At 55.2% G+C, this 24598-nt stretch carries 17 protein-coding genes; 14 read left to right on the forward strand and 3 right to left on the reverse strand.

Features of this window, described 5'->3' with window-relative positions:
• Window positions 1–89: 89 nt before the first annotated feature.
• From EJ361_RS09380 to EJ361_RS09430, 11 genes are all read left to right on the forward strand, one after another.
• On the forward strand, window positions 90–3536 hold the full coding sequence (locus EJ361_RS09380; RefSeq protein WP_205686967.1) for a TonB-dependent receptor: 3447 nt from the start codon (window positions 90–92) through the stop codon (window positions 3534–3536).
• 26 nt (window positions 3537–3562) lie between these two features.
• Window positions 3563–4342: a hypothetical protein gene (locus EJ361_RS09385; protein ID WP_126245222.1), complete on the forward strand. Its 780-nt coding sequence runs from the start codon at window positions 3563–3565 to the stop codon at window positions 4340–4342.
• 11 nt (window positions 4343–4353) lie between these two features.
• Entirely contained in the window at window positions 4354–5154 is an 801-nt protein-coding gene (locus tag EJ361_RS09390) for a hypothetical protein (RefSeq protein WP_126245223.1), read from the forward strand.
• Between the two features lie 187 nt (window positions 5155–5341).
• On the forward strand, window positions 5342–5893 hold the full coding sequence (locus tag EJ361_RS09395; RefSeq protein ID WP_164714149.1) for a helix-turn-helix domain-containing protein: 552 nt from the start codon (window positions 5342–5344) through the stop codon (window positions 5891–5893).
• Between the two features lie 92 nt (window positions 5894–5985).
• Window positions 5986–6900: a hypothetical protein gene (locus tag EJ361_RS09400; protein ID WP_126245225.1), complete on the forward strand. Its 915-nt coding sequence runs from the start codon at window positions 5986–5988 to the stop codon at window positions 6898–6900.
• Between the two features lie 165 nt (window positions 6901–7065).
• Window positions 7066–7962, forward strand: coding sequence for an OmpA family protein (locus EJ361_RS09405; protein ID WP_126245226.1), 897 nt, complete (start codon window positions 7066–7068; stop codon window positions 7960–7962).
• A gap of 162 nt (window positions 7963–8124) precedes the next feature.
• Window positions 8125–8742: an RNA polymerase sigma factor gene (locus tag EJ361_RS09410; protein ID WP_126245227.1), complete on the forward strand. Its 618-nt coding sequence runs from the start codon at window positions 8125–8127 to the stop codon at window positions 8740–8742.
• 68 nt (window positions 8743–8810) lie between these two features.
• Window positions 8811–9929 carry a FecR family protein gene (locus tag EJ361_RS09415; protein WP_126245228.1) on the forward strand — a complete coding sequence of 373 codons (1119 nt, stop codon included), beginning with the start codon at window positions 8811–8813 and terminating at the stop codon, window positions 9927–9929.
• Between the two features lie 226 nt (window positions 9930–10155).
• Window positions 10156–13608, forward strand: a complete 3453-nt coding sequence (locus EJ361_RS09420) for a SusC/RagA family TonB-linked outer membrane protein (protein WP_164714150.1) — start codon at window positions 10156–10158, stop codon at window positions 13606–13608.
• Between the two features lie 32 nt (window positions 13609–13640).
• Entirely contained in the window at window positions 13641–15173 is a 1533-nt protein-coding gene (locus tag EJ361_RS09425; protein ID WP_126245230.1) for a RagB/SusD family nutrient uptake outer membrane protein, read from the forward strand.
• Between the two features lie 37 nt (window positions 15174–15210).
• Window positions 15211–16722: a redoxin domain-containing protein gene (locus tag EJ361_RS09430; protein WP_126245231.1), complete on the forward strand. Its 1512-nt coding sequence runs from the start codon at window positions 15211–15213 to the stop codon at window positions 16720–16722.
• A gap of 56 nt (window positions 16723–16778) precedes the next feature.
• Here EJ361_RS09430 and EJ361_RS09435 read toward each other — a convergent pair whose 3' ends face one another.
• The 3 genes from EJ361_RS09435 to EJ361_RS09445 form a co-directional block, all read right to left on the reverse strand.
• Entirely contained in the window at window positions 16779–17024 is a 246-nt protein-coding gene (locus EJ361_RS09435; RefSeq protein WP_164714151.1) for a glutamine amidotransferase-related protein, read from the reverse strand.
• 251 nt (window positions 17025–17275) lie between these two features.
• Window positions 17276–17698 carry an inner membrane protein YiaA gene (gene yiaA / locus EJ361_RS09440; protein ID WP_126245233.1) on the reverse strand — a complete coding sequence of 141 codons (423 nt, stop codon included), beginning with the start codon at window positions 17696–17698 and terminating at the stop codon, window positions 17276–17278.
• Between the two features lie 82 nt (window positions 17699–17780).
• Complete coding sequence (locus EJ361_RS09445) at window positions 17781–18344, reverse strand: Crp/Fnr family transcriptional regulator (RefSeq protein ID WP_205686968.1); 564 nt, start codon at window positions 18342–18344, stop codon at window positions 17781–17783.
• Window positions 18345–18957: 613 nt separating this feature from the next.
• Here EJ361_RS09445 and EJ361_RS09450 point away from each other — a divergent pair.
• From EJ361_RS09450 to EJ361_RS09460, 3 genes are read left to right on the forward strand one after another with little or no spacing between them, the layout of a single operon-like run.
• The gene (locus EJ361_RS09450) at window positions 18958–22200 is read left to right on the forward strand and encodes a SusC/RagA family TonB-linked outer membrane protein (RefSeq protein ID WP_240646599.1); all 3243 of its coding nucleotides are present in this window, start codon (window positions 18958–18960) and stop codon (window positions 22198–22200) included.
• Window positions 22201–22211: 11 nt separating this feature from the next.
• A complete protein-coding gene (locus tag EJ361_RS09455) occupies window positions 22212–23669 on the forward strand; it encodes a RagB/SusD family nutrient uptake outer membrane protein (protein ID WP_126245235.1) in 1458 nt (485 codons plus the stop codon).
• A gap of 27 nt (window positions 23670–23696) precedes the next feature.
• Window positions 23697–24596 (forward strand): zinc-binding metallopeptidase, encoded by a 900-nt coding sequence (locus tag EJ361_RS09460; protein WP_126245236.1) that lies wholly within the window; start codon window positions 23697–23699, stop codon window positions 24594–24596.
• Window positions 24597–24598 lie beyond the last annotated feature (2 nt).

Here is a 24598-nt window from a genome sequence, read left to right on the forward strand (position 1 = left end):
CGGTCCGTGCCGCAAGGGTATCTCACCACCCATGCAGCGGCTAAACGCACAGTACTAACATGAGTCTGCAACATTTAATCCATAAAATTATGCAAAACAGGATACTTTGTATCGCTGCATTTATTATCCCTTTGATATTTCCTGGTAATTCCGGGCTCCGGGCCCAGGATATGACCAAACTGATCCCGCTTCCGAAGAAGGAATTGAAAGGGAAGGAAGTGATCGCGTTGATCGAGCAATCCGAATCCGTCCAGTTCACATTCGGGAAGGAAGTGAGCGGGCGGCTGGAGAAGCCGGTCCATTTCCGGAGTGCGAGCCCTTCGGTGAAGGAAGTCCTCGAAACCCTGCAATCCACGCTGGGCATCACGCATAGCGCCAGCGACATGGGCGCCGTGATCCTCAAACCCGGCGCGATCCCCGAAACACCGGCAGTTGCCACGGCAGCGGTTAGGGCCGACGGGCGCATTTCCGGCAAGATCATCGACGAATCGAACGGCGAACCGTTGCCTTTCGTGACGGTGCGCATCGGCAGCAAGGGAACTACCACCAAAATCGACGGTTCCTTCGTGCTCAGCCTGCCTCCGGGGAAATACGAAGTGGAGATTTCCTCCATCGGGTATGGTACCAAGCGCGTGACGGGGATCGAGGTGAAGGATGGCCAAACCTTCGAGCTGAACGCCACCCTGAAACGCCAGAAAAGCACACTGAGCGGGGTCGTGGTAACGTCTTCCGCAGGCAAGGAATCCGTGGCGTCGCTGTACGCGCGGCAGAAGAACGAAGCCGGTATTTCGAACGGGATGAGCCGGGAGCAGATTTCTGCGCTGCCAGACAAGAACGTCGGCGAAACGTTGAAACGCATTTCCGGCGTTAGTACCAACGATAACCGCCGGGTGGTGATCCGCGGCATCGCGGAGCGGTACAACCTGGCGATGATGGACGGCGCCGTTCTTCCCAGTACAGACGTGCAGATCCGGGATTTCGAGTTCGACATCATTCCCAGTAACCTCATCGATAACGTCATCGTTTCCAAAACCGCTACGCCAGACATGAGTTTCGGGTTCGGCGGCGGATTGGTACAGATCAATACATTCGCCATTCCCCACGAAAATTTCACGACGGTCAGCATCGGCAGCAAATACATCTCCGGCGTTACCGGGAAGGAGTTTCTCGGGTACGGCCGTGGCAAAAACGATTTTCTCGGTTTCGACGACGGCAGCCGCGAGCACTTCCCCGACAACATGATCCTGTTCGACGGCCGGAATTACGACCCTTCCAATCCCAACGCAACGCCCGCTCCCGGCACCACGCTCGTTACGCCGGCGCAGGTGGCGGAGCAAAACAGAAGGATCGGGGGCCTGGAGCGCCTGGGCACCCGCAAATACACCGCCGCTCCGGGACAGAATTACCAGTTCAGTTTGGGGCGGAGTTATAACGTGAAGAACAGCCGCATCGGGTTCGTAGGCTCCGTGAGCTACCGGAATGAGCAGTCGATCGACGATGTTTCCCATTTCGAGCGGGGGAACTGGGAAAAGCTGAACAACCGGATGTACAATGCCGTTACCGGTGAAGAAGAAGAGCCTACTTACGCGAACTATTACAATTTCAGTACGGCCTGGGGCGCGTTGCTGAATGCCGGTTGGAGCGCGAAGGACCACAAGATCACGGTGCGCAATTTCTACTCGCGCGTGTTCAATAACCAGTTTTCCCGGCTCGTGGGCTGGGGGAACGAGATCGGGTATGGCGATATGCCCGCTGTCAGGGAGTACGACCGCCCGAAGTTCCTCGATATGGTACAGAACCGCATCAACGGCGACCATACTTTCGGGAAATTCCGGTTCGAATGGAACGTGGCGCGCAATAAGGTCACCAACCGCGAGAAAGACGCGGTGGAAGCCTGGCTCAAACCCGTCTACACCCTCAACGGCATGATGTACAACGTAATGCCCACGGCCATTACCAACCCGGGGACCGGCACGTTCAACAGGGCGCAGTACCTCTACGAAGAAACGAACCGCATCGCCGAAGGCGCCCTCAGCTATCAAACCCAACTGTTCGGCCGGAAACAGATCGCGAAGGCCGGCGTGCAGTATATGGACAGGCATGGTTATTATGACTGGATGGTATTGCCGATCGGGGCGCTGCTGACGTCTAACGGACTGTATGGCTATGAACCGGTACAGGAATGGAACAAGTTCCTGGAATATAAAGATCCGTTGAACGACCTGCTGTATTACCCCGCCGCATTCTCGCGCAGCGGCTACGAAGGCAAGAACACCAATAAAGCCGGTTACCTCATGCTCGATAACCGGTTTACGGACTGGATGCGCCTGGTATGGGGGCTGCGCGCCGAATATTACAATTATGAAAGGATCAGGAACGGCGCCAACGACCAGCAGATCAACAACCTCATCCTCGAAGGGGAAAGGGTACGGTACATCGACCCCGAAACCGGCAAGGTCGTAAGCGCCTTCGCCGATCCTGTGAACGAAGAAAAGGCCTGGCGTTATTTGCCGTCGGCCAGCCTGACGATCTCTCCTGCGAAGGATTTCAATATCCGCGCCGCATATGCGCAAACGGTGGTGCGCCCTTCGCTGATCGAGAATTCCCGTATGGTCCGCTACGATCCCGCCGTTGCGGCGTATCGCATGAACGAAGGCGTTTTGTCTACCCTCATCGACCATTACGACCTCCGCTTCGAATGGTACCCCAGGCCCGGCGAAGTGATTTCATTCGGCTATTTCTATAAATTTTTCGACAAGCCCGTGGAAATCTACCGCGATCAGCCCGATGCTACCGGCCGGATTTATGTCAAAACCAACAACTCCGAATGGGCCAAAGTGCACGGCTGGGAATTCGATATCCGCAAGAGCCTCGGGTTCGTGTATCCGCAATGGAAATTCCTCCAGGATTTTTACCTGAGCGGTAACCTCACGCTGCAAAACTCCACCGTGCAGGCGGCGCAATTCGGCGGACAAACCCTCGTTACCAACAAATACGGTTACGAATACCGCTACCGTACCAAGCAGCAGCTGAAGGAGAAACGGCCCCTTTACGGCCAGGTGCCCATCCTCTACAACATCGCCATGCAATATGCCGGCAAACGCCTCGGCGCCAACCTGGCCTTCAACCACATGGGATACAAAACCTTCACCACCGGCATGACGCCGAACATCGTGGAGTACGAACGCCCCCGCGACCAGCTGGACGCGCAAGTGAGCTACGCCTTCCTTAAAAACAGAAAACTGATGGTAAGGCTCAATATGAGCAACCTCACCAACAGCGCGTACCGTTTCTATATCAACAGCGACGATACCTACAAATACCTCGACAAATGGAAAGGCATGGCCCACTCCGCCATCACCACCACCGAATGGAACGAGATCTACGAATGGAAATTCGGCTTCTCGCAGAAATACGAAGCCGGATACCTGGAAATGACGGAAGACGGCAAGCGGAAACGGAGGATCGGCGACCAGGACACGTTCATCCGGAAAGTGGGCACTTCGTTCAGCTTGTCTGTCGGCTATACATTCTAATTTTTTCGCGTATCAAAATGCAAATCATGAAAACGAAACATATCGGGTTTATCCTGCTGGCGACCATGGCGCTCTTTGCGGCGGCCTGTGATAAAGGGGATGATTTCCTGTACAAGGAAGAAATGTTGTCTTTCGCCTTGTCTGGCTACAACGGCAGCGGTCAGGACCTCGAAGTTCAGATCGATACCCTCCAGAAAAAGTTTTATCTCTCCAAAGGGAAATTCAATGCCAATGCGGCTTATACCTTTCCGGAAGGAAAAAATACAGTAAAAATGACGGTTAGTGAGAAGTCTGGAAAAGTGATCCTGGAAAAGGAAGTAAAAAAAGAAGAAGGGACTTTCAAGCTCAATTTCTTTTATCTGAACGGAAAAGTAGGCGACATGCCCACGCCGCCTCCGTTTGAGGAAGGAAAGATCAAACTGAAGTACATGTGGATGCCGATACAAACGAATTATACCGGACCGGTAGACATCGCCGTGGGCAAATTGTATTTCATACCGAAAGTGTTCGAAGAACTGGCCCGTGTGAAAAACGTAAAACCCGGTGAATTCAGCGAAACGATCTCCATCGATCCCTTCCCGACGGCTGGGCAAACCTATAACGGTCAGCCAACCCCCGTGCTGTTTGTGATCTACATCTACAAAGCCGGTACCAACGAGTTTTATACGAATGGTACCGAATATAATTGGAATATTACCACTACCGCGCCGAAACCCTCTGCCAACGTGGCTTCGTCGAGGATGTACATTTTTTCGGAGAATCCGGCGGGCTCGCTCATGGCATTCGTGAAGAACCTGGAAATATAAAACCGAACATCATGCAAACGTTTATCAAGAATAGAATTTTCGTCGTGCTACTGGCGTTGGCGCCTTTTGCAATGACTTCCTGCAACAAAGACGATATAAACATGGAAAGGGCCATGCAGGTCATGGTAACGGGGTACAACGGTTCTGAACATGCCTTGCAGTTTTCCATCGACACCACGGTTTTCGACGTAAGCGTCAGAAACGGCGACTATATCGTAAAACCCGTTTCCGTACTGCATTTCTACGCGATGTACAACTATCCGCAAAACAGGAAGAACAAAACCCTCGTGATTACGGATACCGTGACGAAAGCGGTGATCTTCCGGCAGGTGCTTCCCGAATCCGGTTCCAGGGCCCATATCAATTTTGTGTATATCGATGGAAAGGAAGTGCCTTCGCAACCGCCTGCGGCTGATCCCAACACCAACAAACTGGGTTTCTTTGCGCGCAACCCGGACAGCAACGAGCCGATCGACATCTTCCTCTACCGGACGGAAGAGAATGGGAACGAACACCGCGCCTACCTCGCCAAAAACGTGCGGCCCAACGGCTGGACGTACGTCGATTACCTGGCGGCGGAACAATTCACCACCAAAAACATGCAAGACAAAGCATTCATATGTTTCACCAAAACCGGGACCACGGACCAGTGGGCCTTCCAGAATGATGAAAGCCAGAGCCGTTTGTCCGCCACAGGGTTATTCCTGCCGCTGGCCGGTGAAAAAGGCCTGGTGCAGCAGTATTTGGTTACCCCCGGCGCCTGGGGGCTTGAGGTGTCGCGGATGTTCTTTGTCCCGGACAGGGCCCGGTAACACTGTTTCCTATATATCCTGAAAAGAGCCGCCGCGAGGCGGCTCTTTTGCCCGTCGTGCGGGAAGATCACCCGCAGCCCGGTGGCAAGGCAATGCCGGTTTTGCGGGCATGACTGGCATTGAAACAGGCAAAATCCATGCATCGATTTTACACCTGAAAGTAAGAATTGGTGTTACCTTCGCCACAATGAGCATCTCCCAACAACTCATCCAGACCAGGAAGCAAAAAGGCCTCACGCAGGAGGAGCTGGCAGACCGTGCCAACGTGACCGTGCGCACCATCCAGCGGATCGAAAGCGGGGACAGTGTGCCAAGGGCTTTTACGGTAAAGGCGCTGGCCGAGGCGTTGGGCGTAACGTTCGAATCGCTTTCCGGAGGCGCCCTGCCCGATACGGCGGATACCGATGCCGAGCGATTCAACCTGCGGATGCTGTGCCTGTCGTGCTTCAGTTTCCTGTTGGTTCCGATCGTCCACTTCATGTTGCCGGTGGCGCTGCTCCGGAAATATCGTTTCTCCGAGCCGAAGTTCACCCGCTTCGCGCGGCAAGTGATCCGGCAGCAGATGTATTGGGTGGTGGCCACGAACGGCGTGATGCTGCTGACCGTCCTGTATAATTTCATCGCTGTGCGGAACTTCGGGCCTCCGTTCAAGCTCCATTATCTCTGGCCGCTCTTTGCCATGTATGCGGTGAATGCGGTGTTGGTGCTGCGGGATGTGCGCCGGGTGGATACGTTATAATTAATTGATTATCAATAAATGTCGGGTAAATGTCGGGGGAATGCCGGTGGAAAGGCGCCGCCGGCGGGATAGGTTTGCACGAAAAATAATTCATGCGAAAATTGATTTGGACCGCCTGCCTCGCCGTATGGCCACTGACTTTCCTTGTAGCCCAAAACATCATTCCGATGGATGTGCGGGATGGTGCCGCCGTCGGGTTTCGATGGCAGGGAGATTCCATCCACGGGGAATGGGAACCCCACGCCGCCATGCTCATCCCGGTTACATTACAACACTGTCCACGGCAATTTTTCATGCAGTTCGATCTCGGCGCCCCCGCTTCCATCCTGTACAAAAACAAGATCGACGCCATCCGTGCCAGGTACCCGGCTGCAATGCCGGATACCGATTCCCTTCGGCGCTTTACTTTCCAATCCGGGAAAGCGACCATCACGGCCCCGGCTATCGCCGTCAAACAGTTCGATTCCACTTCCATCGACTGGCGATCCCGCCGCCCGGAAATCATCGGCACCATTGGTGGCGATCTGCTGTTAAACCGCGTCGCCGTCATAGATTACCCGAAACGCCGCATCACCCTGCGTTCGTCTGTCCCGCCCAACATCGGGCTATTTGATTTTACATACGCACACAACCGTATCCTGCTTCCCGCAAGCATCGACGGCAGGGAAACGCTTCTCTTTTTCGATACCGGCTCCAGTATGTTCGAACTGCTTACAGACCCGCAAACGTGCAGCCGGATGGCGAGCCCCGGCGCCGAAGCGCGCCGCTTCCCCGTCGGTTCCTGGGGTAGAACGCTCACTGCCTTTACTTTTCCAGCAAAAGGGAACGTGCGGCTGGCCGGCGTGTCGATCCCCATTCGTGCGGTTTCCTGCATGGAAGGGACGGACCCCCGGCAGGCGGCTTTCATGGCGCAACTCGGGATCGGGGGGATGACGGGGAACAAACTTTTCCTCCATAATATATTGGTACTGGATACGAAACATCAACGATTCGGACTGGCGCCCTAACCCTTCGCTGCACCCCGGGAAACCCCGGGAACCGCTGCTACATATCGCGGTTTTCTAACACATTATACCCGTCGAACATTTCTTGTTGACTGATTGTTAATAAAATGTGCTATCCGCAAGAGTATGGTACAACCTTTGTAACAATATGAATCTTAATCCTTTTGTATGAAAATTATAGGAATATCGACGGCGGTCGTCGCGATCGCCATCTTCGGCAGCAGTTGCGTCAGCAACAAGAAGTTCGCCGCATTGCAGGGTACATACGGTGAATTACAGAACGACTACAAGGCGCTGAACGACAAGTACCAGGATTGCCAGCGCGAAATGTCCGGCTCCACCACCCGTGTTCGCAGCCTGGAAGAGCAGATCGCGCAGCAGCGCGCCGGCTTGCGCTCCCTGCAGGACGCGCTGAACAAATGTCTGAACTCCTCCAGCCAGGGGAACGTGAATATCTCCAAACTGGTAGACGAGATCAACGCATCCAACCGCTACATCCAGCAGCTGGTGAACTCCAAGAACAAGAGCGACTCCCTCAACATGGTGCTCACCAACAACCTCACCCGCTCCCTCAGTCGCGAAGAAATGCGTGATGTGGACGTGCAGGTGCTGAAAGGCGTTGTGTACATTTCACTGTCCGACAAAATGCTCTACCGCTCCGGCAGCTACGAAATTTCTCCCGCCGCCGGCGAAACGCTCAGCAAAATCGCGAAAATCATCACCGACTACCGCGATTACGAAGTGCTGATCGAGGGTAATACGGACAATGTGCCCATCAGTCAGAAGAACATCCGTAACAACTGGGACCTCAGCGCCCTGCGCGCTTCGTCTGTTGTACAGGCCCTCCAGACCACTTATGGTGTAGACCCCAAACGGTTGACCGCAGGTGGCCGCGGCGAGTACAACCCCATCGCGTCCAACGACGCGGAAGAAGGACGTTCCCGCAACCGTCGCACCCAGATCATTATCACGCCGAAGCTCGACCAGTTCATGGAGCTGATCGACAAGGCGCCGGAAAAAGCGGATTCGGTATCGCCCGCCGGCCAACCGGTTACGGGTTCCTGATCCTGGTAAACGAACATTTTTACTGGCCCGCGCAATGGCGCGGGCTTTTTTAATTCCGGCAGGCAAGCCGGGCCCCGGTTGCAAATTCCGGCATAATGCCTTACCTTGGTAACATCATTTTTCGAAGCGATTCATCCGCCCCTTATCAACCAACTAACGAGCATGAACGGGAATTTGCACACGCAGGAGTATTGGAACCAGCTACGGGACGGGAACACGGATGCATTGTCCGCTTTATACCAGCTGCATTATATAGGACTGATCAATTACGGGGTAAAACTCACAGGCGACCGCGATCTTGCCAACGATTGCTTTACCGCCGTGCTGCTCGACCTCTGGGAAAAGCGCCACACGCTGCCCGAGGTCGCCAATGTGCGCGCCTACCTCATCACCTGCCAGCACCGCCGGATCATGCACGAGATCGCTTCCGGGAAGAAGCGCCAGGAGCGCCACCTGGCCGTTCCTGATGGTCAGGGTCCCGAATGGTCGCATGAAGATTACCTCACGGCCATCGAAGGGAACGACGCTTTCACCCAGGCGTTTTCCCAGGCTTTCCGCCGGCTCACGCAGCGCCAGCAGCAGCTTTTGCGGATGAAATTCTTCGAAGATCTCGACTACGACCACATCGCCCTCACCTGCGGCATTACCAAACGGACCGCCTATAATATTATACACGATGCCCTCAAGCAGCTGAAAAACGAGCTGAAGGGGCATGTGCAGCAATCGGGGCTGCCACTTGAAGCCCTCATTTCCGCGGCGTTGCTCCTGATTTTGCAATAGCGGAAAAAAAATTTAACATTTTCATAGTAAATCGATGTGATCTGCTCCTCTATAGGATAAAGAGCGGAATGAATTACTTGCGGCATAAAGCGGAGGACCTGGTGATGGATGAGTCTTTCCAGCAGTTCTGTACCGGTACAAACCCGGTGGCAGTGCGGTTTTGGGAGCAGTGGCTGGCCGCGCATCCCGAGAAGCGGGAGCTGGTGCAGGCCGCCAGGGTAATTTATCTTCGGCTGAACGGTGGGCTGGATGCGGAAACATTCGCCGGTCATCACCGCCGGTTCACAGACGCATTGCTGGCGGAAGGGATCAGGCCGGGGATGCAGGCACCGCAGCTGCGGCCGGTGACACGGGGCAACGGCTGGAAGTGGTACGCGCTCGCCGTGGCGGCCACGCTCACGGGGCTGGTGCTGACGATGATGTGGATCCAGGCCGGAAAAGATGCGCCTCCGGCGGGAACGGCAATCGGGGAAACGGCCATGTATGCCAGTAAACCCGGCGAGCGGAAGGCTTTCCAGTTGCCGGACGGTACGAAGGTAGTGCTCAACGCCGCCAGTACCCTGCGGCTGGACGATGGCTTCCAGCAAGGGAAGCGCACGCTCACACTCGAAGGCGAAGCGTTTTTCGACATCGCGCAAGACGCGTCTTCGCCATTCGTGATCCATACCGAAGACATGGACATTACCGTGCTGGGCACGGCTTTTAACGTAAAAGCATATAAAGACGACGAGACGGTGGAGACATCGCTGATCAGGGGGCGGGTGCGGATAGACACACGCGCCGGCCACCAGGTGTACCTCCGGCCGAAAGAAAAACTGGTGATCGCCAGGAACAAAGAAATACAGGACATTCAACCATTAACGCCCCGGCAGGCAGATACGAAAAAGGCCGGGCGCCACTATCTTATCGACTCTCTCACACACATTCCACACGACAGTGCAATTGTTGAACTATCATGGGTCGACAACCGGCTGATTTTTGCCGACGACACTTTCGGGGACATCGCCCGGAAGCTGGAACGCTGGTACGGCGTGCAGATCCGGTTCGAATCCGAAGAACTGCGCGGGTACCGCTTCACCGGGCATTTCAACAAGGAAACCCTGCAGCGGGTGCTCGAAGTACTGCAGTTATCGAGGGGCTTCCGGTTCCGGTTCGAAGGCGACCATACCGTGGTATTGCAACAGTAGGATGGAAGGGAAGGAGCGGTGACGCGCTGCTGCCCTGCATCAAGACATAAAAAAGGGGGAATGGTGACGCATTCCCCCCGGTAAAAGCTGGGAGACAGGCACACTGTTGACGCGGTAACCTGTTTCCTGTTTATTCACTTTAAACCTGTACGAAAGTATGCAAAAAAACCAACTTCCAGGCTGGGGAAAGGGGGCGCCATGGGTCCCCGTCAAATTGTTGATGTGTATGAAACTAACCATTATCCTTATGGTGATGGCTTGCCTTCACGTAAGTGCGAGCACCTACTCGCAGGACACTAAAGTGACTTTGAGACTGAATGATGTTTCTGTTCAGCAACTGTTCAATTCGATCGAGAAGAAAACGGATTACCGGTTCGTTTTTTCCAACGACGTTATTCCCCGCAATTACCGGGTTAGCATAGATGTGCAGAACACCGCCGTGTCTGAAGTGTTGAGCCATGCGCTGGGCCGCACCCTGCTCGATTTCAGGATGCTGGAAAACGATATGATCGTGGTGGCCGACCGGCGCGCTATCAGCCAGATGGTCCGCGTGGAAGGACGCGTCACGGACGCTGCCGGGGAGCCGCTCGAAGGTGTGAGCATTTCCGTAAAAGGCTCCAGCGGCGGAACTTTCAGCGGCCGGAACGGCGAGTTCGCCCTCAGCGTACCCAGCCGCAATTCGAGCCTCGTGTTCAGTTACGTGGGCCTGGAAACGCAGATCGTACCGGTAAACGGCCGCAGCACGATCAGCGTGGTGATGAAAGGCGCGCGGACATTGGGCACCGTAACCGTGGTGAACACCGGCTTCCAGCAGCTGAACAAGGAACGTGCGACGGGATCGTTCGGGTATATCGACAAGGAACAACTGGCCCGTCCGGCCACCAATATCGGCAGCCGCATCATCGGCACCACGGCCGGCGTGCAGGCCAAGCTGGACGTAGACGGCAACCCCACTTTCGAAATCCGCGGCAAATCGAGCCTCTATGCCACGGCGGCCCCGCTGGTGGTGGTAGACGGTTTCCCCATCAACGGCGACTTCAATACCATCAACCCCAACGATGTGGAAAGCATTACCGTCCTCAAAGACGCGGCTGCCGCATCTATCTGGGGCGCGCGTTCCGCCAACGGCGTCATCGTGGTGGTAACGAAAAGGGGACAGCGCAACACGCCGCTCCGGATCGATTTTTCCGCTTTCACCAAAATGGGCGGCAAAATGGACCTCGACTACGTGAACCCGCTGGCCACTTCCGCCGAAACGATCGACTATGAAAAACGCGCTTTCAACAAATGGAGCGCCGAGATCAATTCCGGTTCCGTAGACCAGGCCGATTTAGCATGGTCGCCGGGCCTCGTTGCCCTCAGCGAGCATTACCTCGGTATCATTTCAGAAACAAAACGTGATGAAATCCTCGCCCAGCTGAGCCGCCAGAGCAACAAAGGCCAGATCCGCGACCTGCTGCTCGATAACCCGGCCACACAGCAGTATAACCTCAGCCTGTCGGGCTCCACCGGGAGAATGACCAACATGGTTTCGCTGCTGTTCGAGAACAACAACTCCAACTTCCGGAACACCGGATACCAAAAATACCTCCTCAACTTCCGCTCCATGGCCAACCTGACCAAATGGCTGGACCTGAGCATCGGCGGGATGGTACATTACAATAAACAGGACTCCAGCGGCATCCGGCTGTCGGACATCCAGGAGTTCACCCCGTACGAAATGCTCTTGAATCCCGACGGGTCGTACGCCAATATCGCACAATATTACATGCCCATCCTGGAGCGGTCGGTACCCACCGGAAGGTTCCCCTATGCCGATTGGACGTACAATCCCGTGCAGGAGATCAATAACCGCAAACGGACCCGCACGCAGCTGAACGCGCGTTTCATGGCCGGGCTGACTTTTAAACTGATGAAGGGGCTTACGTTCGATAGCAAGTTCCAGTACGAGATCTTCAACAACTTCGTCCGCAACCTCAACAACGAGAACACGTTCGCCGTGCGCAAGCGGATCAACGAAGCCACATCGTGGAACCAAAGCTCCGGCGCGCTGACGCCCAATATCGCCAAAGGCAGCATCCTGGAGCAGAACCGATACCGGACCCAGGCCTACAACTGGCGGAACTCCGTGAACTACAACAACATTTTTAAACGGGACCATGAAGTGAATATCATCGCCGGTGTGGAAATCGCCAACCAGGTGACGGAATTCTTCGGAAGCCCGATCACGTACGGGTATAACGATGAAACGCTGACTTCGGGGATTTTCCCGAACGGGCCGGGCGGAACGTTCAAAACGATCCAGAACTGGCAGGGGAATAATTTCACCATCCCATACGGCAATACTTTCGCGTACAACACCAACCGTTATTTCTCTTCTTTCGCCAATCTCGCCTATACTTACCGGGGCCGGTATACCGTTTCCGGAAGCTTCCGTACGGATGCGTCCAACATCATCGCCGACGATCCGAAATACCGGTATTCTCCGTTCTGGTCGGCCGGTTTGGGATGGGCGGCGCACCGCGAGCGTTTCATGGAAAACCTGCAGTTCGTCAACCGCCTGAACGTCCGCGCCACCTATGGTTACAACGGTAACGAAGACCGGACAACCTCCTTCAAACCGCTCATCGCCATTGGCGCGGTTCCGAACGTGTTTACCAACGATTACACGGCTACCATTTCCAGTTTCGGCAACCCTTCCCTGCGTTGGGAGAAAACCGCTACCTGGAACCTCGGGCTGGATTATGGCCTTTTCGGGAACAAACTGTTCGGCAAGATCGATGTGTATAGCAAGTACGGGAAAGACCAGGTGGCGCAGGTGACGATCCCCGCCATCAACGGTACCACTACCCAGAAACTGAACAATGCGGAGATCAGCAACCGCGGTATCGAACTGGAAATCGGTACGCAGCAGCGCATCGCCAAACGGATCAGCTGGCAGGGGAACGTGAACTTCGCGTATAATAAAAACCGCATCGAGAAACTGTTCATCGCCAACTATTCCGCTTATACGCTGGTGAACGGCGGATCGGCCTCCTACGTGCAGGGCGCCAACGCCAACGACATCTGGCGCTACCGCTACGCCGGCGTGCACGACGGCCAGCCGATGGTATATGGCGACAAGGGGACTTTATACAATTTCTTCGCATTCACGCCGGGCGACGGCCGCAATTACCTGCAAAACATGGGCACCACCGTGGCGCCATATACACTGGGCTTGATGAACACTTTCCGGGTGTATGATTTCGACCTGTCTTTCATCGTGACCGGGAAATTCGGGCACGTGTTCGACCGGATGAGCTTCAACTATCCCGCCGTTTGGGGCCGTGTGTTGCCGAATAACAAGTATTCCGGCGTGCTGAACGGTAATATGCAGCAGGTAGTGCCGTTGCCGCAGAACGATGTGGAAGACCGCTATTATTTCTGGGACCGCTTCTATCCCTACATGAGCTACCTGGTAGAAAACGCCGGGCATATCCGGATGCAGGAAATGAACCTCACCTACAATCTCGACAAGGCGAAGCTGGCTAAGATCGGCTTCCAGCAGGTGCAGATTTTTGCACAGGGGAACAACCTGTTTACCGTGTATGCGAACAAGGCGAAGGAAGATCCCGAATACCCGATGGGCAACCTTCGTCCGCAGCCCACGGTTACCCTTGGTATCAAGTGCAGTCTCTAACCTGTTTTTTCAGATGTAAAATCCGCTCACAAATGACGATCCAATTCAAACATATATTCCGAACCGCCGTGATTTGCGGCGCCCTTGGCCTGACGGCCTGCGATAAATTCCTGGAAGAGCGTCCCAGCAAGACTTCCGCACTGGAAGTAAAAACCGCTTCACAACTGGAGTCGCTCCTGAATTCGCACAACAGCTTCATCACCGAAACCAATCGTTCGGCGGCAATCAGTACCGATGACTATGGTATTTTGGCGGAGATGTACGCCGTAACGCCCACGCCTTTCAACATGGCGGTTGTCCAGTTCGCGACCTGGGACTGGCAATACCTGCCAGACGATAACCGGGAGCTTTTCTGGACCAACGAGTACAAGAAAATCTTTACGGCCAACATGGTATTGAACCTCCTGGAAACCGTTTCCGGAACCCCGGAACAGAAAGCCTCGCTGGCGGCCGATGCGCACCTCATCCGTGCCTATAGCTACTTTCAGCTGGTGAACACTTACGCCCTCCCGTACAACGACGCCACGAAGAACGAGCCCGACGTGCCCATCAAACTATCTACTTCATTCGACGAGCCCATGGCCCGTGCGCCCATCGGGAAAGTGTACCAGCAGATCGAATCCGACCTCGTGGAAGCCCTCAAGACCAATGTGGTCCTCGTGCAGAACGGCCGCCCCCGGCATTGGCGCGCCAGTAAAACCGGCGCGAAAGCTTTCGCCGCCAGGTACCACCTCACCCGCGGCAATTACGCAGAAGCCCTGAAATTTGCGCAGGGCGCGCTAGACGAATACAGCACCATGATGGATTACAATACCGACATGCGATACGGCAGAGCGCAAACCCTGACCATCAACGCCGGTACGCCGGAAGCAAAAACAGTTACGCTGCAATATCCCTACACCCACGATAACCAATCCGATCAGACCGATCTCATGGGCTGGAAGGAAACCCTCTATCTCCGTGTGCTCGGTATCGACAGCTGGTGGTTCATCCCCAGCAAGGCGCTGCTGGACCTTTACGACAAGGATCACGACCTCCGTTACCGTTACCATATCGTGGAAGGCTATTCCTACGACCGCGGCATGATCAAGCCGGCATACGATTACCCGGGGTATATCTGCTTTTTTAAAGACCGTATGCTCAATGGCCCGACCGTTGCCGAGATGCTCCTCATCAAGGCCGAGTGCCTGGCCCGCACCGGCAAGCCGGGAGACGCCATGGCGGCCGTTAACCAGCTGCGTGCCAAACGCATGGAACCCGGGGCATGGGTGAACCTTTCCGCCACTTCGGATGACGATGCCATCGCCAAAGTGTTGCAGGAACGCCGCCGCGAAATGCCTTTCGCACAGCGCTGGTTCGACATCCGCCGGTATAATAACAACAACTATCCGAATGATGATGTGTCGCTCACACGGGAGTTCTATCCTTACAATTCCGCCGCGGTGCAGAAAGATCAGCCGAAGATCATGTACTCCCTGCCGAAAGGAAGCCGCCGGTTCGCAGCGCCGCTGCCGAGAACGGAAATCATCGCCAGCAACGGCGCCATCATTCAAAACACGTATTGATCCATCGTTCCGTAACATATAATTTATCAGACCCATCATGAAAAAACTCATCATATTGTTGGCCATCGCCGGTCTGCAAACCATAAACGCCCACGCACAGGGGCCGGTTCCCGAAAAGAAAAAAGGTACGCCCGCCGAGATCGCCGCCGCGCGGAAAGCAGTGGAAAAAAACTTCAAGAACGCGAAAGCGCATGAAGACTACATTTACCTCGCCGGCGTGGAAAGCGCTGAAGTGAAGGCGCAGTACGATAAATGGATCAAGGCGCACCCGAAATCCGTGGAAATCCCGTTCGCCTTCGCCCTGGCGCTGTACGACGCGGAACTTCCCGCCGCCAAACCCTACCTCGAGAAAGTGATCCAGCTTGATCCCAAAAACGGCGAAACGTATGAAATGCTCTGGATAGACGCCGAAAGGTGGGGCGATTTCGCCGCCGGACGCGAATACCTGCGCAAAGCCACCGAATCGGATCCCAAAAACGCCAACTTCGCTTTTTACTACGCCAGCTCGCATGAAGATGTGGATTCGGCGAAACACCATGACCTCATGCTTTCCATGCCCGACCGTTTCCCCGGCACGGAAAGAGGCGCGCAGGCGCTCTACTGGCTGGCCCAGCGCTCCACCAACGCCGCAGTGAAGGTGAAGGTGTGGGAACAGTCGAGAAGGCAATTCGATCCCGGAAAATCGTCCTGGGCATCCAGCTCCATGAGCAGCTATTTTAGTTACCTGCTTCCCAAAGACGCGCAAAAGGCGCAGCAACTGGCGAACGAAATGCTGCAGAACGATTCCCTGCGCGAAAACAAACAATGGCTGCAGAACAGGTCGGTCGCAGAAAAAGTGCTCGCCGGCCGCATACTGGCGGCCAGGGGGGATCATGCAGATGCCATCGCGATGCTGAATTCCGCACCGAAAATCCGCTACAGTAGCTCGCAAGTTGTACTGCTCAAAGAGATCGCCCTCGTTAACGACGCAATGGGCAATCCCGCCGGATCGTACGACAGCCTGTTGAAATATTACGCCGTAGATCCCACCGACGAAGTGTATGGTCTCATGAAAAAGTACGCAGGCAAACTGGGCAAGAACAACGATGCCATCCAGGCAGACGTTTGGAAAGTGCGCAAAGCCGCCGCCAAACCCGCTACGTCTTTTTCGCTGGACAACTACCTGACCGGCGGTAAAACTTCGCTGGCCGACCTGAAAGGGAAAGTGGTGCTGGTAACGTACTGGTTCCCCGGATGCGGCCCCTGCCGCGGGGAATTCCCGCATTTCGAAGCGGTGGTGCGGAAATACGGAAAAGACCAGCTGGCGTATATCGGGATCAACATCGCCCATGAGCAGGACCCTTACGTGGTGCCTTTCATCAATCAAAGCGGCTACTCGTTCACGCCCGTGCGCGACGAGCCGGCCAAACGCGGAAACCTCGTGGCCCGCGGCGCTCCGACCAATTACCTCATCGACAAGGAAGGGAACATCGTTTTCTCGAACTTCCGGACAGATGAGCACAACCACCGGACGCTGGAACTGATGATCAACGAATTGCTGGATAAATAACAAGCTGAAAAAAGCCTCCCGGACCGGGAGGCTTCTTAATTTCCCGGAAATCCTTTTCAGGAACGCCAGCACGAGCGGATGCAGTTGTTGCTGGCGATGCCCGCTAGGTTCCGTGCAAACTCGATGACCATATGCTGGGATCCGCCGCAGGTGCCGGGTGTGGGGATATTGTTTTTTCGGGCATGTTTTATGATCCGCCAAGCGCCGGCCATGCTGTTGTACGGGCTTCCCGGTGCGATCCGGAAGCCCTGGTGCCGTTGAAAGATGTCGTCGAACTCGCGATCGATCCTTTCGGTAGACATCCGGCTGCAGCCCATTGGGCGGGTGAAATGAGGGAGTGCGTGGGAGATGGCTTCATTGGTAGCCAGATGTGGCCGGAAAGACGCATTGTAGTCTCCGATGATAGCGATTTGCAGGGTCTTCGGGGGTGAATAGGGTCGGTTGAAATGGTTTGTCGATGTTGAAATTGCTGAAATTGGGGAGTTGAAGGGCAAGTTTACGGCAAAGAAAACCCGGCCAAGCGGCCGGGTTTTCGGGTATATCGGGTTAACAATCACTGTTTGGGTGCTTCTTCGTTGCGGAAAAACTTCGCGTCGCGGGTGTTTTTCTGCACGGCGATGGCGCCGAAGATGGCCAGTACGAAAGACATGGCGTAGAAGCCTTTTTCGCTTCTGGTGAGATCGGCGTTCCACAGCCCGACGGTCAGCAGTACGATGCAAAGTATGGTGCTGAACCACGACAGGCCATAATATATCGCAGTAACGGGGACGCCTTCCATCTGGTCGCGCACGGATTTTTGCACGGAAACGGCGGCGAACAGGCCGAACATCAGCACGGTGAAGTAATATCCTTTTTCGTTGAGTTGCATGGTGGCAGCATTCCACAAACCGATGTTGTAGGCTGCCATGCCGGCGAGCAGGGCTATCCAGGATGCGGCTACGAATGCGGAAGAGGGCTGTTGTTGTTTAGTTTCCATAAAGGTGTTGATTTATGGTACCAAGGTATGGCGGCCTTTCCGGCAGACTTTTGACATCCGTCAAAAAACAAAACGGGAAATGTTAAATGCGACCCCGCACACGGCTCAGCGTTTCCTGCGAAATGCCAAGGTAAGAGGCCACGTACCCCAACGGGGCGCGCTCCAGGATGTGGGGCGCCTGTTCCAGCAGCTGCTCGTAACGCTCCGCCGCAGTACGGAACTGCGAATTCACATAGCGTTCCTCCAGCCGGAGGTAGTATTTTTCATACGCAATGCGCACCAGCCGCTCCAGTTCATGGAAAGTGTCGAGCAGCCGTAAAAGATCCTCCCGCGAAACCGACCAGAGCACCGCCCCCTCCATCAGCTGGATGTTCTCCACCGAAGGCTGGCCGGTCGTGAAGCTGTGGAACGATGTCACGAAGTCGCGCTCGAAGCCGAACCAATGCGTCACTTCCTTGTCTTCCAGGTGGTAATACCCGCGCAGGCAGCCCTTTTCCACGAAATACAGCCGGCGGCAGACCTGGCCCTGGGTGATGAGCATGTCATTTTTGGCGTGAACGTCTTCCCGGAAGCAGGCCGCCACTGCCTGGCGGGCCGCGTCGCTGATAGGGTGGTATCGGGAAAGATGCGCGAATAACTGTTCCATCGAAATACAAATTTACACCTGCCGTCGGTCAGGCCCGATAAAATTACAGCGATGTGCCGCTTATGCAAAAACGATTTTTCCAACAGATGCTTTGTGTGGCAGACATTAGGCACTAACTTACACGCCTAAACCATTATTCCCTATGACAGAAATCCCGTCCACGGTTCCTCGTACAACCCGCCCGATACCTCCCAGATACCACGTTTCACGGATGGGCCACCAGGCTTTCGCCCATCTTTGGCTACCAGTTATATGTTGAAATATAATAACGTGTTATGCCCGGTTTCCGGGGGCTAAAAAAGCCGTCGCATTTTCCCGTTTCCTGACAATATTTGCGTAACTTATGTCTGCAATGATGTAGTACCGCCCCTGATTGTCTGTTAAACTCATTGTGTCGAAGCACCCCGGGCAGATAGAAATTTGAGCGACTGACATATCAACCAGATCGAAATATTTTAAATCATGTACACCCATGCATATGATGGAATCCTATACAATTGTCCGGGATTGGCTGAAAAAGTCCCCGGCAGTTCTTCTATTACCTTTACTGGCCGTCGCACCGAAACTTGCTGAAGCCGTGCCACGGTCGTCCTTTTACCAGGACTCCATACCCATGGCCCGTGGCCGCGTCATGGACGCGGAAGAAAATTTTCCCCTCCCCGGCGTCACCGTCGAAAACCTTGTCAGCCGGAGGGGCACGCTTTCCGATGTCAACGGTTATTATGCGCTCGCCGCCCGCAACGGCGACAGCCTCCGGTTCACCTTCCTCGGCAAACGGCCGGTGGTGGCTATATTTCGTGGACAGGCGCTGAACATCAGTCTTCGTAAACAGGAAGGCCAGCTGTCTGAAGTGGTGGTAACCGGTTTCCAGGACCTGGAAAAGCGCAAGTTCGCCGGCGCCGCCACCACACTGAAAGCAGATGACGTCAAGATCGATGGTGTGGCCGACCTCAGCCGTATGCTCGAAGGCCGCGCCGCTGGCGTAACGATCCAGAACGTGTCCAGCACCTTCGGTTCCGCTCCCAAAATCCGCGTGCGCGGGGCCACTTCCATCAACGGCGATAACAAACCGCTCTGGGTGGTAGACGGTGTGGTGCTCGAAGATGTGGTGAATATCTCCAACGACCAGCTTTCTTCCGGCGACCCGACAACGCTCCTCGGCTCCGCCGTGGCAGGGCTCAACCCGAACGATATCGAAAGCTACGCCATCCTGAAAGATGCCGCGGCCACCGCCCTGTACGGTGCCCGCGCCATGAACGGGGTAGTGGTGATCACCACCAAAAAAGGCAAGATCGGCAAACCCGTCGTGAATTACACCGGCAACTTCAGCACGCAGCTCGTTCCTTCTTACGGGGAATACAGTATCATGAACTCCGGCGACCAGATGTCTGTGCTCGCCGAGCTGGAGAGAAAGGGCTTCCTGAACGTGGGGCGCCTCAATGATGCCAACTGGGGCGTATACGGGAAAATGTACCAGGGCCTGCAGGCCGACGCCAACGGGAATTTCAAGGTGCCCAATACCGTCGAAGGCCGGCGGAATTTCCTGAAAAGATACGCTGCCGCCAATACCGACTGGTACGATGAGCTGTTCAAAAACAACTTCCTCCAGGAGCATTCCCTCAGCATCTCCTTCGGTACCGACCGCTCGCAGTCGTATTTCTCCACCAGTTATTATGGAGACAACGGCTGGACGATCGCCGACCGCGTAAACCGGTATACCCTGAATTTCCGGAACAACTATAAACTGTCTGACCGCTTTTCCGTGGGCTTCTCCACGCTGGCCTCCGTTCGCCAGCAGCGCGCGCCGGGGTCGCTCAAACGCAACCCGAACCCCGTGCAGGGGCAGATGGACCGCGATTTCGACATCAATCCCTTCAGCTTCGCCCTCAACGCCAGCCGTACGATGACCCCGTACGACGAGAACGGAGAACGGGAATACTTTCAGCGGAACTACGCGCCGTTCAACATCCTTTCCGAGCTGGAGAACAACTATCTCGACATCAATGTGGCCGATATCCGGCTGCAGGGAGATTTCTCCTTCAAGATCACCAACGATCTGAAACTGGACTTCGTGGGTGCGCTGCGGTACGTGAAATCGTCGATGGAGCACCAGATCAAGGAAAACTCGAATATGGCCAACGCCTATCGCGCCGCCAGCACTTCCGTCATCCGGAACAACAATAAATTCCTTTACCGCGACCCGGCAGATCCGGAAGCGGAACCGGTGGTAGTGTTGCCGTACGGGGGTTTCTACAACCGTACGGAAGACCAGATGGTCAACTACGACATCCGCCCCAGCCTGAATTACATCAAAACGATCAACGACCGGCATTCCCTGAACCTCCTGGCGGGCATGCAGGTGAAATCCACCGACCGTCAGAACGCCAGCAATACCGGGTTCGGTTATCAATATGGTAATGGCGGGGTGCCGTTCGTAGACTATCGCATCGTAAAGCAAACCCTGGAGGCGAATTTCCCGTATTATGGTATGAGCAGGGATTACGACCGCTTCGTGGCATTCTACGGATCGGGCGGCTATTCCTATCGCCAGAAATATAACCTGACGGCTACCGGCCGGTACGACGGTTCCAACCGCCTGGGCAGTTCTTCCCGCGCCCGCTGGCTCCCCACCTGGAGTGTGGCAGGTTCCTGGAACGCAGACGCAGAGCCGTTCATGAAAGAACAGACCTGGCTCGATTACCTGACGGTGCGTGCCTCTTACGGTCTTACGGCGAGTATGGGCCCCGCCACCAACTCTACCATCGTGCTGCGTAATATAAATACCAACCGGCCTTACCTGAACGAAATGGAATCGGTGATCGTGCTGGCGGAACTGGAGAACGAAGACCTGACCTGGGAGAAGGCGTACACCACCAACGCCGGGCTCGATTTCGGCCTGTTCAAAAATAAAGTGAACGTGAGCATCGATGCTTATATGCGCCAGAGCTTCGATCTGATCAGTATCGTACGCACTTCCGGCATCGGCGGGCAGTCGCTCAAAGCGGCCAACTACGCCGACATGGATGCGAAAGGGATCGAGTTCCTCATCGGCGGACAGGTGATCAAAAAGCAGGATTGGGGTTGGAAAACGAATCTGACCTTCGGATATAACACCACGAAAATCACGCGGCTGCGCAACCGGCCCGATATCTTCGGCCTGGTAGTGGCGGAAGGCGGGGCGAAAGAAGGATACCCTGCCCGGGGGCTCTTCTCCATCCCGTTCGCCGGCCTCGACCCGCGGACGGGCAAGCCCACTTTCAACAACGAGAAAGGCGAAGTGTCCGGAGCCGTTTACCTGCAGGATTACAACGTCGGGTTCCTGAAGTATGAAGGGCCGGTAGATCCCACCATCGCCGGCGGCTTCTCCAACACCTTTAGTTACAAATCGTTATCGCTGAACATATTCCTGACGTACCAGGCCGGCAACACCATCCGCCTGTACCCCGCATTCAACGAAAACTATTCGGACCTGACGGCTACGCCAAAGGAGTTCAAAGACCGGTGGGTAATGCCCGGCGACGAGAAATATACCCGGGTGCCCTCCATCCTCGGTGCCTTCGAAAAGAGCCAGCTGATCGGCGAGTATCCTTACAACAACTACAACTATTCCACGGAGCGCGTGGCCAAAGGGGATATGATCCGGCTGAAAACGGTGTCGCTTTCCTACCAGGTGAGCCCTTCGCTGTTAAATCGCCTCGGTCTCAATAGCGCCAGCGTAACCGCCGCGGCCATCAACCCCTGGCTGATCTACGCCGATCCGAAGCTGAGAGGCCAGGACCCGGAGTTCTTTAACGCAGGCGGCGTAGCGCAGCCCGTCCAGAAACAATTTACGCTCTCCCTGAAAGTTGGCATCTAAAAGAATTGACCATGCAAAAGCATTTGAAAATATTCGCACTCCTCGCCCTGCTGACCACAACAGGCTGCAAGAAGTTCCTGGAACAGCCGCCAGATAACCGGGCGGTGCTGAACACGCCGGACCAGGTGTCTCGCCTGCTCGCCACGGCTTACCCCGGAGCGAGCTACGTCGTGTTTGCCGAACTGTCGTCAGACAATGTGATCGACAGGGGCGGGGGAAGTACGGAAAACGAATACGTGGACCCTTTTACGTATTCGGACGTACGCAGCGATCAGCAGGATTCCCCCGAATTTTACTGGAACGCCTGTTATACCGCCATCGCTGCGGCGAATGAAGCCTTGTCGGTTTGCGAAAAGGCCCCGAACCCTTCGGCCTACATGGCCCAGAAAGGCGAAGCGCTGCTGTGCCGCGCCTATGCGCACTTCATGCTGGTGACCTTTTTCGCCGAGATTTACGATCCCGCTACTGCCGCTACCAAACCCGGCGTACCATATGTAACCGAACCGGAAAAGGAAGTGGTGAAACAATACGACCGCAAAACGGTGGCATATGTGTATGAAATGATCGAAAAAGACCTGCTCGCAGGTTTGCCGCTGATCGATGAAAAATCGTATATCGTTCCCCGTTACCATTTCAACAAAGCCGCAGCCAACGCATTTGCCGCAAGGTTCTACCTCTTCAAGAAAGATTACGCCAAAGTGGTGCAACACGCCAATGCCGTTTTTTCGGATGGGACGGTGGTAGATAAGCTGCGGCCCTGGAATACGCGTTACCTGCAGTTTACCGCGCAGGAAATGATGGTAAATTATGCCAAGTCTACCGAAGCTGCCAACCTGCTGTTGTGCGAAACGGCTTCCTGGTGGGCACGCGGCATTCGCGGTGCCCGTTATGGTTTGAACCGAAATTTATTCGCCTATTACTACAACTTCAACGTGGTGGGGGCAGACTGGTCGTTCCTGAACCAGGCGTACCTCGGCACTTCCGGCACGAGCAGCGTTTTCTTCCCGAAAGTCAACGAGTACTTCGTGCGTCAGAGCGTGAACGCGGAAATCGGGAGTGGATATGTGATGGTGCCGCTTTTCACGACGGAAGAAGTGCTCTTTAACCGCGCCGAGGCAAACGCTTATCTGAACAATACCGCCGGCGCGCTGCAGGACCTCAACGCCTACAGCAGCACCCATTTCGATAATTACAATCCGGGGACCGATGCACTTACCATGCCGAAGATCAGGAATTATTACGGGAACGTCTCCGACCGCGACGGCATCGTCTTAACCGTGCTGGATTTCAAACAGGCGGAATTCATGCAGGAAGGCATGCGCTGGTTCGACATCCTCCGGTACCGCATCCCCGTTGTACACGAAACGATCGACGGTAAAACGTATACACTGACCGCCAACGATCCCCGCAGGTTGTTCCAGATACCGCAATCGGCCGGAGAATCAGGCGTTCCGCAAAATCCCCGTTAACCAAATCAATCCCGAACCATTATGCATATGAAGCATTTAACGATATCGCTGCTGTTGCTCGCCCTGTTCGCCGGTTGCCGTAGAGACGACGCCCCGGGCAATGTAGATAACATCCCCGGACTGGGGGGCGACGACTGGGCGAAAGGGCCTGTCGACACCTGGATCATCGACAGCTTGACCACGCCCTACAACATGACCGTGAAATATAAATGGGAACAGGGCGAACTGGACCCTGCCAAGGCGCTCGTGCCCCCGCACGAAGCCAAGATCATCCCCGTGCTCAGCACCATCCGCCGTGGATGGATCAAGCCGTTCGAAGATGAAATGGGCGCCCTGTTCGTGAAACGCTTTACGCCCAAGTACTTCGTGCTCGTAGGCAGCTCCCAATATAATATGGACGGCACCATCACCCTCGGTACCGCCGAAGGCGGCCGCACCATCGAGCTGTACACCCTGAACGATTTCCGGGTGAACTGGATGCCGGGGTTCGTTCCGGGCGACTCCGCCAACGTGAAACTGATGTTCCACACCATCCAGCACGAATTCGGACATATCCTGAACCAAACGGTCGCCTACTCGCCCGACTACAAGCGCATCACCGTTGGGAAATACACCGCTAACTGGGTGAACTACACGGATGACGAAGCCCGCCGCCGCGGGTTTATCTCCGCTTATTCCATGTCTGCCCCCGACGAGGATTTCGTGGAAATCGTAGCCACGATGCTGACCGAAGGCCGCAGCGGCTTCGACCGGATCGTCAACAACGTGACCGTGGCGGGGGGAGACGGTACCCAGCCAGCAACGGCGCGCGCACTGCTCCGCCAGAAGGAAGCCATGGTAGTGGAATATTACCGCAACAGCTGGGGCGTCAATTTCTATAACCTGCAATCCCGGACCCGCGCGGCACTGGTAGCTTTGATCAAATAAAA

The sequence above is a fragment of the Chitinophaga rhizosphaerae genome (genome assembly GCF_003958645.1).
GTDB classification, from domain to species: Bacteria; Bacteroidota; Bacteroidia; order Chitinophagales; family Chitinophagaceae; genus Chitinophaga; species Chitinophaga rhizosphaerae.

Bases quoted from the DNA above. Each gene is read 5' to 3' on its own strand.
- yiaA (WP_126245233.1), bottom strand. From the start codon at position 17,698: ATGGAAACTAAACAACAACAGCCCTCTTCCGCATTCGTAGCCGCATCC.
- EJ361_RS09445 (WP_205686968.1), bottom strand. From the start codon at position 18,344: ATGGAACAGTTATTCGCGCATCTTTCCCGATACCACCCTATCAGCGAC.
- EJ361_RS09405 (WP_126245226.1), top strand. From the start codon at position 7,066: ATGAAAATTATAGGAATATCGACGGCGGTCGTCGCGATCGCCATCTTC.
- EJ361_RS09460 (WP_126245236.1), top strand. From the start codon at position 23,697: ATGAAGCATTTAACGATATCGCTGCTGTTGCTCGCCCTGTTCGCCGGT.
- EJ361_RS09380 (WP_205686967.1), top strand. From the start codon at position 90: ATGCAAAACAGGATACTTTGTATCGCTGCATTTATTATCCCTTTGATA.
- EJ361_RS09410 (WP_126245227.1), top strand. From the start codon at position 8,125: ATGAACGGGAATTTGCACACGCAGGAGTATTGGAACCAGCTACGGGAC.
- EJ361_RS09395 (WP_164714149.1), top strand. From the start codon at position 5,342: ATGAGCATCTCCCAACAACTCATCCAGACCAGGAAGCAAAAAGGCCTC.
- EJ361_RS09390 (WP_126245223.1), top strand. From the start codon at position 4,354: ATGCAAACGTTTATCAAGAATAGAATTTTCGTCGTGCTACTGGCGTTG.
- EJ361_RS09415 (WP_126245228.1), top strand. From the start codon at position 8,811: ATGAATTACTTGCGGCATAAAGCGGAGGACCTGGTGATGGATGAGTCT.
- EJ361_RS09430 (WP_126245231.1), top strand. From the start codon at position 15,211: ATGAAAAAACTCATCATATTGTTGGCCATCGCCGGTCTGCAAACCATA.
- EJ361_RS09425 (WP_126245230.1), top strand. From the start codon at position 13,641: ATGACGATCCAATTCAAACATATATTCCGAACCGCCGTGATTTGCGGC.
- EJ361_RS09400 (WP_126245225.1), top strand. From the start codon at position 5,986: ATGCGAAAATTGATTTGGACCGCCTGCCTCGCCGTATGGCCACTGACT.
- EJ361_RS09435 (WP_164714151.1), bottom strand. From the start codon at position 17,024: ATGTCTACCGAAAGGATCGATCGCGAGTTCGACGACATCTTTCAACGG.
- EJ361_RS09450 (WP_240646599.1), top strand. From the start codon at position 18,958: ATGGCCCGTGGCCGCGTCATGGACGCGGAAGAAAATTTTCCCCTCCCC.
- EJ361_RS09385 (WP_126245222.1), top strand. From the start codon at position 3,563: ATGAAAACGAAACATATCGGGTTTATCCTGCTGGCGACCATGGCGCTC.
- EJ361_RS09420 (WP_164714150.1), top strand. From the start codon at position 10,156: ATGAAACTAACCATTATCCTTATGGTGATGGCTTGCCTTCACGTAAGT.
- EJ361_RS09455 (WP_126245235.1), top strand. From the start codon at position 22,212: ATGCAAAAGCATTTGAAAATATTCGCACTCCTCGCCCTGCTGACCACA.